This is a genomic window from Staphylococcus sp. FSL W8-0774, assembly GCF_038006785.1.
Lineage (GTDB): Bacteria > Bacillota > Bacilli > Staphylococcales > Staphylococcaceae > Staphylococcus > Staphylococcus pasteuri.
In genome coordinates this window covers 1742817-1758632 of record NZ_JBBOVW010000001.1, presented here as the reverse complement: position 1 = coordinate 1758632, position 15816 = coordinate 1742817, and the positions used below count along the sequence as shown (strand labels likewise).

Genomic DNA, 15816 nt, shown 5'->3' with positions numbered 1-15816 from the left:
AAGCATATAATGATTGTTATGCTATATCTGTAATATACAACTTAAAGACAAATAAATCCAAAGTTTTGAAAGGGTGTACATTGTGAAAGTTGCAGTCATTATGGGTAGTTCTTCCGATTGGGAAATTATGAAAGAAAGTTGCAATATGCTTGAAGAATTTGGAATTCCGTATGAAAAGAAAGTAGTTTCAGCACATCGTACGCCACATTTAATGGTAGATTTTGCAAGTCATGCTGTTAATGACGGCTACGACTTAATTATTGCTGGTGCAGGTGGAGCAGCACACCTACCAGGTATGGTTGCTTCAATGACTACATTGCCAGTTATAGGCGTACCTATAGAATCGAAAAGTTTAAAGGGCTTAGATTCTTTACTATCAATTGTTCAAATGCCTGGTGGAATTCCAGTAGCGACAACAGCAATTGGTAAATCTGGCGCTAAAAACGCAGGTATATTAGCAGCGAGAATTCTCGGTATTAGTCATTCTTCAGTTCGTAAAAATTTGGAAAATTATGAAAAATCTCTCGTACAAAAAGTGGAGGAAATGCAAAATGAACTTCAATAAATTATCATTTGGCGCTACTATTGGCATCATCGGAGGCGGCCAACTAGGTAAAATGATGGCACAATCAGCACAAAAAATGGGATATAAAGTTATTGTTTTAGATCCTAATATTGATTGTCCATGTAGATATGTTGCCCATGAATTTATACATGCTGAGTATGATAACGAAAAAGCGTTACAACAACTTGGAGATAGTGCAGATGTCATCACTTATGAATTTGAGAACATATCAGCTAACCAACTTAAATCGCTAACAGATAAATATAATATTCCTCAAGGTTATCAAGCGATTGAATTACTTCAAGATAGATTAACTGAAAAGCAAACTTTGGAGCAAGCGGGCACACAAATTGTTCCTTATACCTCTATAAAAAATAAAGATGATTTATCAAATGCCGTATCAGAATTAGGTTATCCATTTATAGTTAAAACGCGTTTTGGTGGATATGATGGAAAAGGACAAGTATTGGTCAAGACAGAAGAAGATTTAGAAGAAGCAGAAACTATCATATCGAAACAAGAATGTGTAGCTGAGAAATTTCTGGAAATTGATAAAGAAGTTTCACTTACTGTTACAATCGGTAATCATCAACAAATCACTTATTTCCCACTACAAGAAAATGAACATAGAAATCAAATTTTATTTAAAACAATTGTTCCAGCAAGATCTGATAAAACTGAAAGTGCAAAGAGAGAAGTAGAGAAGATAACTAACGTAGTTCACTTTGTCGGCACTTTTACTGTTGAATTTTTCATTGATGAAAACAATCACTTATATGTTAATGAAATTGCACCTAGACCACATAATTCAGGACATTATTCTATTGAAGCATGTGATTATTCACAATTTGATACACATATATTAGCAGTAACTGGACAATCATTACCCCAGCAAATTGAAGTTTTAAAACCAGCAGTAATGATGAATTTATTAGGTAAAGATTTAGATTTATTAGAACATGAATTTGGAGAACATCCAGAATGGCATGTACATATATACGGTAAATCTGAACGTAAGCCAAATAGAAAAATGGGCCATATGACAATACTAACTAATGATATCGATGAAACTGAAAAAGATATGTTAAAGCGTTTTGAGGGGAGAGAAGGTTAATGTCATTACTATATGAAGGTAAAGCAAAACGAATTTATTCTACTGATAAACCTAATGAATTAAGAGTGGAATATAAAGACGAGGTCACTGCCGGTAATGGTGCTAAAAAAGATGCGATGCTAGGCAAAGGGAAATTAAACAATCAAATTACTTCTATTATATTTAATTATTTAAACGAAAATGGATTGAAAAGTCATTTTATAAAACAATTATCAGAAACAGAGCAACTTGTAGAATCAGTAAAAATTATTCCATTAGAAGTCGTAGTTAGAAATATAGCAGCAGGTTCAATTACTAAAAGATTAGGTTTTGAAAAAGGTTACGTTTTTGATGAGCCATTAGTCGAATTCTTCTATAAAAATGATGATTTAAATGATCCGCTTATCACTGAGGATCACATTAAATTAATGCATATTGCTAATAACGAACAAATCGACACTTTAAAATCAATGGCATTAGATATTAATACAATATTATCTAAATTAATGAATGAAATGGAATTAAGACTTGTTGATTTCAAGATTGAATTTGGCATTACAGAAACTGGAAATATTTTATTAGCTGATGAAATTTCCCCAGATACATGCAGAATATGGGACAAATATTCTGATACAAATTTTGACAAAGATGTATATCGAAATGACACTGGATCACTAATTGAAACATATCAATCATTTTTAAATAAATTGGAGGATTTAAAATAATGAAAACTATTGAATTACACGTAACGTTACAACCACAGGTATTAGATACACAAGGACAAGCATTAAACAGAGCTGTTCATGATTTAGGTTATAACCAAGTGAATGATATTCGAGTAGGAAAGTTATTATATATGACTGTCGATGAAGCAACTGATGAGGCTGTTGATAACATTATTACAACATTAAGTGAAAAATTATTTGCTAATACAGTTATTGAAGAATATAGCTATAAAGTGATTGATGAAAAGGAGAATGCATAACATGAAATTTGCTGTTCTTGTATTTCCAGGGTCAAACTGTGATAGAGATATGTATAATGCTGCAATTAAATCAGGTGTTGAAGCGGAATATGTTGATTATAGAACTACCTCTTTAGAAGGGTTCGATGGTGTACTTATTCCTGGTGGATTCTCTTTTGGAGATTATTTAAGATCAGGTGCTATGGCAAGTGTAGCTCCAGTCATCAATGAAGTGAAAAGATTAGCAAATGAAGGTAAACCAGTACTCGGGGTATGTAATGGTTTCCAAATTCTAACTGAAATTGGTTTACTACCTGGTGCATTACTTCATAATGATTCACATTTGTTTGTTAGCAGAAATGAATCACTACGTGTAGTTAATAATCAAACACCCTTCACTAATTTATATAACGAAGACGAAATTGTTGTTTATCCTGTGGCACATGGAGAAGGACATTACTATTGTAATGAAGAAATTTATAAGGATTTAAGCCAAAATAATCAGATTATTTTGAAATATACTGATAATCCTAATGGGTCATATGATGATATAGCAGGGATAGTTAATAAAGCAGGAAATGTTTGTGGTATGATGCCTCATCCAGAAAGAGCAATGGAATTATTATTAGGTACTGATAGTGGCGTCAAATTATTTGAAGCAATGGTAAATAGTTGGAGGGAACAAAATGTCTAAATTTATCGAACCAAGTATTGAAGAGATTAAGTTAGAAAAGTTATACCAAGATATGGGATTAAGCGATAAAGAATATGATAAAGTTTGTGAGATTTTAGGTAGAGAACCTAATTTTACTGAGACAGGTATCTTTTCAGTTATGTGGAGTGAACATTGCTCATACAAACATTCGAAGCCATTTTTAAAACAATTCCCAACATCAGGTGAACATGTATTAATGGGACCGGGTGAAGGTGCAGGGGTTGTAGATATTGGTGACAAACAAGCAGTAGTATTTAAAGTTGAATCTCATAACCATCCATCTGCTATAGAGCCGTATCAAGGTGCAGCAACTGGCGTAGGTGGCATCATCAGAGACATTGTTTCCATTGGCGCTCGTCCAATTAATTTATTAAATAGTTTACGTTTTGGTGAATTATCAAATAAACAAAATCAAAGGTTACTTAAAGGTGTCGTTAGTGGTATTGGTGGTTACGGTAATTGTATTGGGATACCAACGACTGCCGGAGAAATTGAATTTGATGATCGCTATGATGGCAACCCGTTAGTTAATGCGATGTGTGTAGGTATTATCGATCATGACATGGTGCAAAAAGGGACAGCTAAAGGTGTAGGAAATTCTGTTATTTATGTAGGATTGAAAACAGGACGAGATGGTATACACGGTGCTACATTTGCGTCTGAAGAATTGACAGAAGAAAGTGAAAGTAAAAGACCATCTGTACAAATTGGCGATCCATTTGTTGGTAAAAAATTAATGGAAGCAACTTTAGAAGCTATCACTTTTGATGAATTAGTTGGTATACAAGATATGGGTGCAGCTGGATTAACTTCATCATCTTCAGAAATGGCTGCTAAAGGTGGAAGCGGTCTTCATTTAAAATTGGATCAAGTTCCCACAAGAGAACCAGGTATTTCTCCATATGAAATGATGCTATCTGAAACACAAGAAAGAATGTTACTAGTTGTAGAAAAAGGAACAGAACAAAAATTCCTAGATTTATTTGAAAAACATGAATTGGATAGTGCAATTATTGGAGAAGTAACTGACACTGATCGTTTTGTATTAACGTATGAAGATGAAGTATTTGCGGATATACCTGTTCAACCATTATCTGATGAAGCTCCTGTTTATGTACTTGAAGGTGAAGAAAAGGAATACAACACTTCTAAAAATGATTACAGTCAAATTGATGTTGAATCTACATTCAATCAATTATTAAATCATCCTACAATTGCTTCAAAAAAACATTTGTATGAACAATACGATCAACAAGTCGGTGCAAATACGATTGTTAAGCCAGGTTTACAAGCTTCAGTTGTTAGAGTAGAAGGAACGAATAAAGCCATTGCTTCAACAATTGACGGGGAAGCACGCTATGTATTCAATCAACCTTATGAAGGCGGGAAAATGGTGGTTGCTGAAGCGTATCGCAATTTAATTGCTGTCGGTGCGACGCCATTAGCTATGACAGATTGCTTGAATTATGGTTCACCAGAGAAAAAAGAAATTTATCAACAATTAATTGATTCTACTAAAGGTATGGCAGAAGCATGTGACGTATTAAATACACCAGTTGTATCAGGAAATGTTTCTCTTTATAACGAAACTAGAGGTACCTCTATATTCCCAACACCTGTAGTAGGTATGGTTGGTTTAATTGAAAATATTGATTACTTAACTGATTTTAAACCTCAAGCTGGAGATAAACTTTATTTAGTTGGAGAAACCCGTAATGATTTTGGTGGCAGTCAACTTGAAAAATTAATATATGGTTCAGTCAATCACGAATTTGAATCTATCGATTTAAGTAAAGAAGTTGAAAAAGGAGAAGCCATTAAAGAAGCCATTAGAAATGGAATTGCATCACATGTGCAAACAGTAGGTAAAGGTGGCCTATTAATTACATTAGCTAAAATGAGTGCTTATTATGATTTAGGACTTGAAGCTCATGTAAATGTATCTAATCCACAATTATTTAGTGAATCTCAAGGTAGATATATTGTAGCGGTTAAAGCAAATCAATCTTTAAATATTGATGGTGCTATTGAAATTGGTCAGTTAACACATACAAATCAATTTAACGTATCAAATGAACAAACTAAAATTACCAAAGAAGTAACGGATATTAAACATGTTTGGGAAGGAGCAATTCACCAATGTTTAACTACTCAGGATTAAATGAGGAATGTGGTGTCTTTGGCATATGGGATCATCCTGATGCAGCACAATTAACTTATATGGGGCTGCATAGTTTACAACATAGAGGACAAGAAGGCGCCGGTATTGTAGCTTCTAATCACGAAAAATTAGTTGGTGAAAGAGGTCTTGGCTTACTAACGGAAGCAATTAAAGATAATCAATTAGCTAGATTAAAAGACTATAATCACGCCATAGGTCACGTCAGATATGCAACTTCTGGAAATAAAGGCATTGAAAATATACAACCATTTTTATATCACTTTTATGATATGAGTGTTGCGATATGTCATAACGGTAATCTGATTAATGCTAAATCTTTAAGACAAAATTTAGAAAAACATGGTGCGATATTCCATTCTTCTTCTGATACAGAGGTAATCATGCATTTAATACGAAGAAGTAAAGCACCAACATTCGAAGAAGCACTTAAAGAAAGCTTACGTCAAATTAAGGGTGGATTCACTTTTGCTATCCTTACGAAAGATGGATTGTATGGGGCTGTTGATCCTAATGCAATTAGACCGTTAGTAGTTGGGAAAATGCAGGATAATACTTATATTATAGCTAGCGAAACATGTGCCATTGATGTACTTGGTGCTGAATTTGTTCAAGATATACATGCAGGAGAATACGTCATTATTAACGATGAAGGGGTTCATGTTAAATCTTATACACGACACACTAATACGGCTATTTCAGCTATGGAATATATTTATTTTGCAAGACCAGATTCTACTATTGCTGGAAAAAATGTTCATGCCGTTCGTAAAGCATCTGGTAAGCGTTTAGCACAAGAAAGTCCTGTAAAAGTAGATATGGTTATTGGTGTACCTAATTCTTCATTGTCAGCAGCTACTGGTTATGCAGAAGAAATTGGACTTCCATATGAAATGGGACTTGTAAAAAATCAATATGTTGCTCGTACATTTATACAACCTACCCAACAATTACGTGAGCAAGGTGTAAGAGTTAAATTATCTGCAGTTAAAGATATCGTAGATGGTCAAAATATTATATTAGTCGATGACTCAATCGTACGAGGTACTACATCTAAACGAATTGTCAAAATGTTAAAAGATTCAGGTGCAAATGAAGTCCATGTCAGAATTGCTTCTCCTGAATTCATGTTTCCAAGTTTTTATGGCATTGATGTGTCAACAACTGCTGAACTCATATCAGCTAGTAAATCACCTGAAGAAATTTGTGAGTATATTGGTGCTGATTCACTTGCTTATCTTAGCGTAGATGGATTAATTGAATCTATTGGTTTAGATTATGATGCACCATATCATGGCTTATGTGTAGAAAGTTTCACCGGAGATTATCCAGCAGGATTGTTTGATTATGAAGAAAATTATAAAAAGCATTTAAGTAAACGCCAAAAAGAATATATTACTAAAAATAAACATTATTTTGATAGTGAGGGAAATATAAATGTCTAAAGCATACGAACAATCAGGTGTTGATATTCACGCAGGTTATGAAGCGGTAGAAAGAATGTCTAGTCATGTTAAACGAACATTGCGTAAAGAAGTTATTGGAGGATTGGGTGGTTTCGGTGCAACATTTGATTTGTCCCAACTTAATATGAAAGCACCTGTACTCGTATCGGGTACAGATGGTGTTGGTACCAAATTAAAATTAGCAATCGACAACGACAAACATGACACTATTGGAATAGATGCAGTTGCAATGTGTGTCAATGATATCTTAACAACGGGTGCCGAACCACTATACTTCTTAGATTATATTGCAACACATAAAGTCGTGCCTGAAATTATTGAACAAATAGTAAAAGGTATCAGCGATGGATGTGAAGAAACCAATACAGCATTAATAGGTGGAGAAACAGCTGAAATGGGCGAAATGTATCACGAAGGTGAATATGATTTAGCCGGATTTGCTGTTGGTGCAGTTGAAAAAGAAGATTATATTGATGGATCAGCAGTCAAACCTGGACAAGTCATCATCGGGTTAGCTTCGAATGGTATACACTCAAATGGTTATAGTCTTGTTAGACAATTAATCAAAAAGCCAGGTATTAATTTAAACGATTCGTTTGGAGATAGTACCTATTTAGAAACGTTTTTAGCTCCTACTCAATTATATGTTAAACCGATTCTTGAATTGAAGAAACATGTCTCAATTAAAGCCATGAATCATATTACAGGTGGTGGATTCTATGAAAATATTCCACGATCATTACCTGAAGGACTTGCAGCGGACATAGATAGTCATGCTTTTCCAACGCCAGCTATTTTTGACTGGTTGCAAAAAGAAGGAAATATAAGTACAGATGAAATGTATAACATTTTTAACATGGGTATTGGCTACACTGTCATTGTGAATGAAAATGACAAAGAGCAGGCTTTAAAAGTGTTAAAAGAACAAAATATAGATGCGTATGAGATTGGTCGTATTATCAAAGATGACCGTAAACCAATTCACATTCAGGGGGTATAAATGTGATTAAAGTAGCGATTTTTGCTTCTGGTTCTGGTAGCAATTTTGAAAATATAGTACGACAAGTACAAAATGGAAATTTATCGCATATTGAAATTTCAGCACTATATACAGACCATAATGACGCATACTGCATCGATCGTGCGAAAGCATTAGGCATCAAAGTACATATCAATGAACCGAAAGACTTTGAATCTAAATCACAATATGAAAAACACTTACTGACATTATTATCTGAAGAAGGGGTTCAATGGATAATATTAGCAGGTTATATGAGATTAATAGGACAAGATATATTAAATGCGTTTCCACATAAAATTTTAAATATCCATCCTTCATTATTGCCGAAATTTAAGGGGATTGATGCAATAGGACAGGCATATCGTAGTGGAGATATTGTAACAGGATCTACAGTACATTATGTTGATAGCGGTATGGACACGGGAGAAATTATTGAACAAAGACAATGTGATATTAAAACGGACGATACTAAAGAAGACTTGGAAGAAAGAGTTAAACAATTAGAATACGAATTATATCCGAGCGTTATTGCAAAAATCATTCAATAGAGGAGTATTACAAAACAATGAAAAAAGCAATTTTAAGTGTTTCAAATAAAAGCGGTATTGTTGAATTTGCAAAATCATTACACTCTTTAGGCTATGAACTTTATTCAACAGGTGGTACAAAACAAATTTTAGAAGAAGCTCAAGTTGATGTGAAATCTGTTTCAGAACTCACACAATTTCCTGAAATCATGGATGGTCGTGTTAAAACATTGCATCCTGCAGTTCACGGAGGCATATTAGCTGATAGAGATAAACAAGAACATTTAGATCAATTAAAAGAGCAACATATTGATCTTATAGATTTAGTTGTTGTTAATCTTTATCCATTTCAAAAAACAGTTGAAAATCCTGATGTAACGGAAGATGATGCAATCGAAAATATAGATATTGGTGGTCCGACGATGTTAAGAGCTGCAGCTAAGAATTTCAAACATGTCACTACAATTGTTCATCCGTCAGACTATAATGAAGTGATTAATAGAATAAAAAACAACCAATTGGATGAAGCATACCGTAAATCACTAATGATTAAAGTATTTGAACATACGACTCAATATGATGAAGCAATTGTTAATTTCTTCAAAGATAATAAAGAAACATTACGTTACGGAGAAAATCCACAACAATCAGCTTATTTTGTAAGAACATCTAATGCTAAACATACTATTGCAGGTGCTAAACAATTACACGGTAAGCAATTAAGTTATAACAATATTAAAGATGCAGATGCAGCACTGTCATTAGTAAAGAAATTTGAAGAACCAGCTACAATAGCTGTTAAACATATGAATCCGTGTGGCGTCGGAATTGGAAAATCTATAGAATTTGCTTTTCAAAATGCATTTGATGCAGACAATCAATCGATATTCGGTGGTATTATTGCGCTAAATCGTGCAGTGACGGCAGAATTAGCTCAAACGTTACATTCAATCTTTTTAGAAGTAGTTATCGCACCAAAATTTACAGATGAAGCGCTAGAAATTTTGACTCAAAAGAAAAATATTCGATTATTAGAAATAGATACTACGATTGATAGTAGAGAAGAGGAATTTGTATCAGTATCTGGTGGATATTTAGTACAGGATAAAGATAATTACGAAGTTAGTCGTGAAGACATGAAGGTTGCAACTGAAGTTCAACCCACAGAAAAGCAGTGGAATGCAATGTTATTAGGTTGGAAAGTTGTAAGTGCTGTTAAAAGTAATGCTGTTATCTTAAGTAATGAAAAACAAACAGTAGGTATTGGTGCGGGCCAAATGAACCGAGTTGGATCAGCTAAAATTGCATTAGAAAGAGCAATAGAAATTAATGAGAATGTAGCTTTAGTATCTGACGGCTTTTTCCCGATGGACGATACAGTAGAATTAGCTGCTAAAAATGGCATTAAAGCAATTATTCAACCTGGTGGTTCAATTAAAGATCAAGAGTCGATAGATATGGCAAATAAATATGGAATTACAATGGTAATGACAGGTATGCGTCATTTTAAACACTAAAAGTTAAAACATGAAGGGAGTAAATTCATGAACGTACTCGTTATAGGTGCTGGTGGTCGTGAACATGTATTAGCAAATAAATTAAATCAATCTCCATTAGTTGATCAGGTGCATGTTATACCTGGTAATGAAGCTATGGTAAATGTTGCACAAATTCATACAGATATTAAGGAAAATGATAATGAAGGTATTTTAGAATTTGTAACTCAACATCAAATTGAATGGGTCGTGATTGGGCCTGAACAACCACTGATTGATGGTCTGCCTGATTTATTAAGAGAACATCAAATTAAAGTATTTGGGCCTAATAGTGATGCTGCTCAAATAGAAGGATCTAAGTCTTTTGCAAAGAGAATTATGGATAAATATCATATTCCAACAGCTCAATATAGAGAAATTGATAATAAAGACGAGGCATTAACATATGTTAATCATTGCGATTTACCAATTGTGATTAAAAAAGATGGTTTAGCAGCTGGTAAAGGGGTAGTTATAGCTACCAATCGAAATGATGCTAAAGAAGCTGTGAATCAAATGTTTAGTGAGGACTCTGGTACAGTAGTATTTGAGGAGTTCTTAGAAGGTGAAGAGTTCTCAGTCATGACCTTTGTTAATGGTAAAAGAGCTATACCTTTTGATTGTATTGCGCAAGATCATAAGCGTGCATATGATAATGACGAAGGACCTAATACGGGTGGTATGGGTGCATATTGTCCAGTACCACATATTAACCAAGATATACTAAAAAGAACGAATGATGAAATAGCTCAACCTATTGCTAATGCAATGGCTGAAGAAGGTTATCATTTCTTCGGTTTGTTATATATCGGAGCTATTCTTACCGAAGATGGACCAAAAGTCATTGAATTTAATGCAAGATTTGGCGATCCAGAAGCACAAGTATTATTAACACGTATGAAAAGTGATTTGATGGATCATATCATCGCTCTAGATAAAGGTGACGAGATTCATTTAGAATGGAAAGATGAATCTGTAGTTGGTGTGATGTTAGCCTCTAAAGGCTACCCAGGTCATTATGAAAAAGGGCATAAAGTAAGTGGATTCGAATTGAATCAGAACTATTATGTAAGTGGCTTGAAAAAAGAAAATAATCAATACGTTAATTCAGGAGGTCGTGTCATATTAGCTATAGGACAAGGAGACAATTTAGCTAAAGCACAACAAGAAGCCTATAAAAATGTTGAAAAAATTAATAGTGATAATTTATTCTATAGAAACGATATTGGTAATAAAGCACTAAAGTAATGACACCGTACTCTGATTAACAGTTTATAAAATGCAAAAAAGGTCCGGGACATAAAGTTCTTGGACAAATGAAAAAAGGTAATTTCTATTGAAATAATATAGAAATTACCTTTTTCATTGTTATTTTGATTATTTTCAGCTCGTTGAGCTACTACATTAATCCAAAAAATGGTTCTACATCTATTTTCCTTTGACTATAGATTACTTTCGTTATAGTCCCAATTTTGAGTATTAAACATGTAACTTTTATATTTTTAGCTTTACCTTTAATAAACATGCCATAAGTTATCAATGATGTTTGATTAAATTCATCTATGATTACCAATTAATTAGACTCATGTGTGGGAATAATAATTGAAGTTCCCATTGGTAATGTAAGTTGAGTCTTGTTTTAGTCTTTATACAGAAGACTCTTCGTTAATTAAGTTTAGTTGTGTTTACTAAATTATACGAAAGAGTTTTTTTGAGTATATTAGCGTAAAATTACATATAAATATGTAGTATTTATGGCAAGACTCCTGAGGGAACAGTACAAGTTGAAGACCTTAGAAATTCCCACAGATTTATCTGTGTAGAATTTCTGGCTGAAACTGTACCATCGGAAGGGAACCAACACAGAGAAACTGATTAAATCAGTTTCTACAAGCAAAGCAAGTTGGGCATAGCGTAGCCATACAATACGAAGTATTGGATATAAAGAAAGCACTAAGATGATTAAAATGTACTGAACCCCAAAAGTTGTACTCTGGTTTAGTATACTATTTTAAAGGTTTGTTTCCTATATTGCTTAGGAGACAAGCCTTTTAATTTTGCTTTAATTCTTGTATTGTTATAAAAACTGATATATTTATGAATAGATTGTTCTAATTCTTGGAATGTTTCAAATGATTGCCCATAATACATTTCTTGTTTTAATAACCCAAAGAAGTTTTCCATTGAGGCATTATCTAGGCAATTTCCTTTTCTAGACATACTTTGAAATACATCATGTTCTTTTAATGACTCAATATAGTTTCTATTTTGATAATGCCATCCTTGATCTGAATGAATTGTCATACGATAAAAAAGTTGAGGTCTCATAGTTAGTAATTCATTTAAAGGTTCAATCACAATATCTATAGTAGGACGCTTTGATATACGATAACTTAAGATTTCCAAGCTATATAAATCCATAAAAGGTGACAAATATGCCTTTGTTCCATCAAGTAATTTAAATTCTGTAATGTCTGTAACCACTTTTTGATAAGGTCGATCTGTATTAAAACGACGTTTTAATATATTTCTAGCTACTTTACCTATTGTGCCTCTATAAGAATTGTATTTTCTTGTTTTATGATTAAATTTCTTACATGTTAATTGATGTTCTTTCATAATTCGTCTTACTTTCTTATGATTGACTGTCATTCCTTTATTAACTAATGCTTGAGTAACTCGACGATAACCATAAGTATAATCGCTTTCTTTACATATTTGCTTAATAGATTTAACTATATCTATATCTTTTTTGGGTTTTTTGAAACGTTTAATCCAGTAGTAATACACGGATTTAGCTATTTCCGTAACTTTAAACAGAAGACTTAACCCAAATTGATTCATTTCATGTAATTCTTTAATGACCTTTACTTTTTCGGATGTTTGGTTCCGTAATGTTGGGTCAATCTTTGTAACTTTTTTTGATAAGCAATACCTGCTTTCAACATTTCATTTTCATTTCTAAGTCTTTCTAATTCTTCGCGTTCATCTTCTTTTAAAGGCAACTGATTTTCACGTTCAACTTTTGTATGTTTTCTTTTCATTTTAGAAGGATGTCCTTTCTGTTTATTGTCTAAACCGAGAATACCTTCTTCATCAAATTTACGCTGGCATTGAGCTAATGTAGCAGGATTGGTAATTTTAAAATGATTCGCTGTTTCTCGATAAGACAATTGATTTTCTTGTCTAAATCTTAAAACAGATACTTTAAAATCTCTAGTATATGAGCTATTTTTCATTTTTTTATCTAATCCTTCTGGGCCCGATTCCAAATACTGGTTAACCCATCTTTGAAGTAAAGAATGATGAGAAAGATTATATTTTAGTTAATCTCTTATATACTAAACTACTATTTAAATATTCGTGAACTATTTTTAATTTGATTTCAAATTTATAATGTTTACCCATAAAAAATGCACCCCATAAAGTTAGATTTTTAGTCCAACTTTTGGGGTGCACATCAAAATAGATCACCTTAGTGCTATTATTTTGGGAGTTATTTCCCAGCCTAGTTACTTTTTTATGTGAATTGAATGGATAAAATAAATTATTCTAATTTACCTATACGAACATCATGAATGCCTGTGATAGGAAATGTAGTAGATAAATAATAAGATAGCCCAATAATGACTAATAAACTCAATATAAATATAAGATCTTTATATGAGAAAGGTGCTCTATAGTAATATGTTCTAGGCCCATCTTTAAATCCTTTAGATTCCATTGCAACAGATAATTGATGGGCACGTCTAATATTCTGACTTAATAATGGAATAATTAAATGTTTTAATCGTTTAAATCCTCGATAATTTGATTTATCGATAATTTGGTATCTCATTTTTAAAGAACGTCTTAATTGAATTAATGAACTAATAATTAATGGAATCATTCTTATTGCAGCCATAAATGCATATGCTACTTTAGGTTTGACTTTTAAATGTTGCATTAAACTATAAAAAATCATAACAACTTGTGAAGTTAATGCAATTAGAATACCAAACATAGATACTGTAATCGTACGAAGTGATAAATGAATACCGCGAACAATACTTTCTGTACTAATTTGAATAATTCCAAATTTAAACAATATGTGATTTCCATCACCGTATAAAATCATAAATAATGATGATAGTAAGGCAAAGAATGTAGTTACTAATATAAAAGTACCAGTTATTTTAAATTCAGTTCCATTAAATATAATTAAAAAAATGAACATAAGTGTTACGATATATATCATGAAATCAAAGTTATGAATAAAAATAATAAAGAAAAATAACAGAACACCTAATATAAGTTTGGTAATAATATTAACATCATCTACGAAGGTATGTCGGATTTTCCAGTGTTCAAACATGTTGTTCACCTTCAATCTCTGTTAATTGCTTATTATTAATCGCCCATCTCCTAGTTGGATAGCGCTTAATGATTTCAGGGTCGTGCGTTACCATAATAATGCTTTGTCCTTTAGAAACTCTTTCTTGAAACAGTTCGATTAATTGGAAAGTATTATGGCTATCTAATCCAAATGTAGGCTCATCAAGTAAGATGATGTCTGCATCAGAACTTAACGCTGTTGCAACGCTTAATCGACGTTTTTGTCCCATTGAAATTTCATAAGGGTGTTGATTTTTTACATTAGTTAAATTAAGCAATTCTAATATTTGTAATGTTTTCTCATCTGCATGAGTTGAATCTAAATGATTATAATGAATAAAAATTTCTTCATATACTGAATTAGTAATAAATTGTAGTTCTGGATTTTGATATACAAGATACATATGTTGGGATGCATCTTTGATTTTACGTAATTCTTGATTTTGGTATGTCATTATACCTTTGTATTTAATTAACTGTAATATTGACTCTAATAAAGACGTTTTACCAGTACCATTTTTTCCAGTAATTGTAATCCATTCCCCAGAATTTATTGATAATTGGTCTACTTTAAATAAAGTTTTCTTACTACGAAGTATTTCTCCATCATTAAATTTAAATAATTGTTGTTGTGTAGATGGCGTTATTTTTTTCGGTTCTGGGGCATAATTCCATGCTTTAGGATGCCATACTCCATATTCACTTAGCAGATGTTCAAAATGTTGTAAAATATGTTCTGGACTACCATCAGCGATAATTTGACCTTCATAGTTCATCAATAGGACTCTATCTACATGTTGCCAAATATGTTCTACTTTATGTTCTACAATCAGAACTGTTTGATCTTGCCATAGGTCTATTAGTCGCTGCCATAAATCTTCTGTAGCTTCTACATCTAACATAGCAGTAGGTTCATCTAAAAATAGGGTATCAGCTTGTTGCAAAATTGTTTCTACAATTGCTAGTTTTTGTTTCATGCCGCCACTTAGATGATTAATTTGTGTTGTTTCATTTACATTTAAGTTTACTGAGTTTAATGCATTTTCAATAGCTTCATCCATATCTTTTCTAGGAAGTTGTCTATTCTCTAATACAAAAGCTAATTCTTCATAAACTTTAGGCATACAAAATTGTGTATCTGGATCTTGAAAAATAACGCCATTATGGTCATTGATTTCTAAAGTGTCATATTTCATAGGTAATTCAATTAATTTTGGTACGATGCCACTTAATACATGGAGTAGTGTACTTTTACCAGAACCAGAAGGGCCGAGCAATAATACTTTTTCTTTGTCTTTAATTTCTAAATTAAGATCATCGAATATTTTTCGGTGACCATTTGGGTACTTCAAACGTAAATTTGTAACTTTTAGCACT

General features: G+C 32.6%; 15 protein-coding genes and 1 pseudogene. 11 read left to right on the top strand and 5 right to left on the bottom strand.

Features of this window, described 5'->3' with window-relative positions; all coding sequences use genetic code 11:
* Positions 1-82 precede the first annotated feature (82 nt).
* The 11 genes from purE to purD are packed head-to-tail and all read left to right on the top strand — an operon-like array spanning position 83 to position 11313.
* Complete coding sequence (gene purE, locus NSQ15_RS08530) at positions 83-565, top strand: 5-(carboxyamino)imidazole ribonucleotide mutase (RefSeq protein WP_017637034.1); 483 nt, start codon at positions 83-85, stop codon at positions 563-565.
* Positions 552-1679, top strand: a complete 1128-nt coding sequence (gene purK / locus NSQ15_RS08525; protein ID WP_252457942.1) for a 5-(carboxyamino)imidazole ribonucleotide synthase — start codon at positions 552-554, stop codon at positions 1677-1679. Before purE ends, purK begins: the two co-directional genes overlap by 14 nt.
* Positions 1679-2383, top strand: a complete 705-nt coding sequence (gene purC / locus NSQ15_RS08520; RefSeq protein ID WP_017637036.1) for a phosphoribosylaminoimidazolesuccinocarboxamide synthase — start codon at positions 1679-1681, stop codon at positions 2381-2383. The genes purK and purC overlap by 1 nt, the downstream gene beginning before the upstream one ends.
* The gene (gene purS, locus NSQ15_RS08515) at positions 2383-2643 is read left to right on the top strand and encodes a phosphoribosylformylglycinamidine synthase subunit PurS (RefSeq protein ID WP_017637037.1); all 261 of its coding nucleotides are present in this window, start codon (positions 2383-2385) and stop codon (positions 2641-2643) included. Before purC ends, purS begins: the two co-directional genes overlap by 1 nt.
* A 1-nt stretch (position 2644) precedes the next feature.
* Entirely contained in the window at positions 2645-3316 is a 672-nt protein-coding gene (purQ, locus tag NSQ15_RS08510; protein ID WP_017637038.1) for a phosphoribosylformylglycinamidine synthase I, read from the top strand.
* Positions 3309-5498, top strand: coding sequence for a phosphoribosylformylglycinamidine synthase subunit PurL (purL, locus tag NSQ15_RS08505; protein WP_017637039.1), 2190 nt, complete (start codon positions 3309-3311; stop codon positions 5496-5498). The genes purQ and purL overlap by 8 nt, the downstream gene beginning before the upstream one ends.
* A complete protein-coding gene (gene purF, locus NSQ15_RS08500; protein ID WP_340747094.1) occupies positions 5477-6961 on the top strand; it encodes an amidophosphoribosyltransferase in 1485 nt (494 codons plus the stop codon). Before purL ends, purF begins: the two co-directional genes overlap by 22 nt.
* Entirely contained in the window at positions 6954-7982 is a 1029-nt protein-coding gene (gene purM, locus NSQ15_RS08495; RefSeq protein WP_217193825.1) for a phosphoribosylformylglycinamidine cyclo-ligase, read from the top strand. Before purF ends, purM begins: the two co-directional genes overlap by 8 nt.
* Positions 7983-7984: 2 nt before the next feature.
* Positions 7985-8551, top strand: a complete 567-nt coding sequence (gene purN, locus NSQ15_RS08490) for a phosphoribosylglycinamide formyltransferase (RefSeq protein ID WP_017637042.1) — start codon at positions 7985-7987, stop codon at positions 8549-8551.
* A gap of 17 nt (positions 8552-8568) precedes the next feature.
* Positions 8569-10047, top strand: a complete 1479-nt coding sequence (gene purH, locus NSQ15_RS08485; RefSeq protein WP_017637043.1) for a bifunctional phosphoribosylaminoimidazolecarboxamide formyltransferase/IMP cyclohydrolase — start codon at positions 8569-8571, stop codon at positions 10045-10047.
* A 27-nt stretch (positions 10048-10074) separates the two neighbouring features.
* On the top strand, positions 10075-11313 hold the full coding sequence (gene purD, locus NSQ15_RS08480) for a phosphoribosylamine--glycine ligase (RefSeq protein ID WP_017637044.1): 1239 nt from the start codon (positions 10075-10077) through the stop codon (positions 11311-11313).
* On the opposite strand, the pseudogene NSQ15_RS08475 reads toward purD, so the two are convergent.
* From NSQ15_RS08475 to NSQ15_RS08455, 5 genes and pseudogenes are all read right to left on the bottom strand, one after another.
* A pseudogene (locus NSQ15_RS08475) lies at positions 11277-11638 on the bottom strand (hypothetical protein); the annotation flags it as partial. The gene purD and the pseudogene NSQ15_RS08475 overlap by 37 nt on opposite strands.
* Before the next feature lie 425 nt (positions 11639-12063).
* The gene (locus NSQ15_RS08470) at positions 12064-12909 is read right to left on the bottom strand and encodes an IS3 family transposase (RefSeq protein ID WP_232159984.1); all 846 of its coding nucleotides are present in this window, start codon (positions 12907-12909) and stop codon (positions 12064-12066) included.
* Between the two features lie 23 nt (positions 12910-12932).
* Positions 12933-13337 carry a helix-turn-helix domain-containing protein gene (locus tag NSQ15_RS08465; protein WP_154872721.1) on the bottom strand — a complete coding sequence of 135 codons (405 nt, stop codon included), beginning with the start codon at positions 13335-13337 and terminating at the stop codon, positions 12933-12935.
* Between the two features lie 275 nt (positions 13338-13612).
* The gene (locus tag NSQ15_RS08460) at positions 13613-14419 is read right to left on the bottom strand and encodes an energy-coupling factor transporter transmembrane component T family protein (RefSeq protein ID WP_017637045.1); all 807 of its coding nucleotides are present in this window, start codon (positions 14417-14419) and stop codon (positions 13613-13615) included.
* Positions 14412-15815: an ABC transporter ATP-binding protein gene (locus NSQ15_RS08455; protein ID WP_070452811.1), complete on the bottom strand. Its 1404-nt coding sequence runs from the start codon at positions 15813-15815 to the stop codon at positions 14412-14414. Before NSQ15_RS08455 ends, NSQ15_RS08460 begins: the two co-directional genes overlap by 8 nt.
* Position 15816 lies beyond the last annotated feature (1 nt).

Coding starts and splice junctions, on each gene's coding strand:
- purK (WP_252457942.1), top strand. CDS start 552: ATGAACTTCAATAAATTATCATTTGGCGCTACTATTGGCATCATCGGA.
- purC (WP_017637036.1), top strand. CDS start 1,679: ATGTCATTACTATATGAAGGTAAAGCAAAACGAATTTATTCTACTGAT.
- purS (WP_017637037.1), top strand. CDS start 2,383: ATGAAAACTATTGAATTACACGTAACGTTACAACCACAGGTATTAGAT.
- purQ (WP_017637038.1), top strand. CDS start 2,645: ATGAAATTTGCTGTTCTTGTATTTCCAGGGTCAAACTGTGATAGAGAT.
- purL (WP_017637039.1), top strand. CDS start 3,309: ATGTCTAAATTTATCGAACCAAGTATTGAAGAGATTAAGTTAGAAAAG.
- purF (WP_340747094.1), top strand. CDS start 5,477: ATGTTTAACTACTCAGGATTAAATGAGGAATGTGGTGTCTTTGGCATA.
- purM (WP_217193825.1), top strand. CDS start 6,954: ATGTCTAAAGCATACGAACAATCAGGTGTTGATATTCACGCAGGTTAT.
- purH (WP_017637043.1), top strand. CDS start 8,569: ATGAAAAAAGCAATTTTAAGTGTTTCAAATAAAAGCGGTATTGTTGAA.
- purD (WP_017637044.1), top strand. CDS start 10,075: ATGAACGTACTCGTTATAGGTGCTGGTGGTCGTGAACATGTATTAGCA.
- NSQ15_RS08470 (WP_232159984.1), bottom strand. CDS start 12,909: ATGAATCAATTTGGGTTAAGTCTTCTGTTTAAAGTTACGGAAATAGCT.
- NSQ15_RS08460 (WP_017637045.1), bottom strand. CDS start 14,419: ATGTTTGAACACTGGAAAATCCGACATACCTTCGTAGATGATGTTAAT.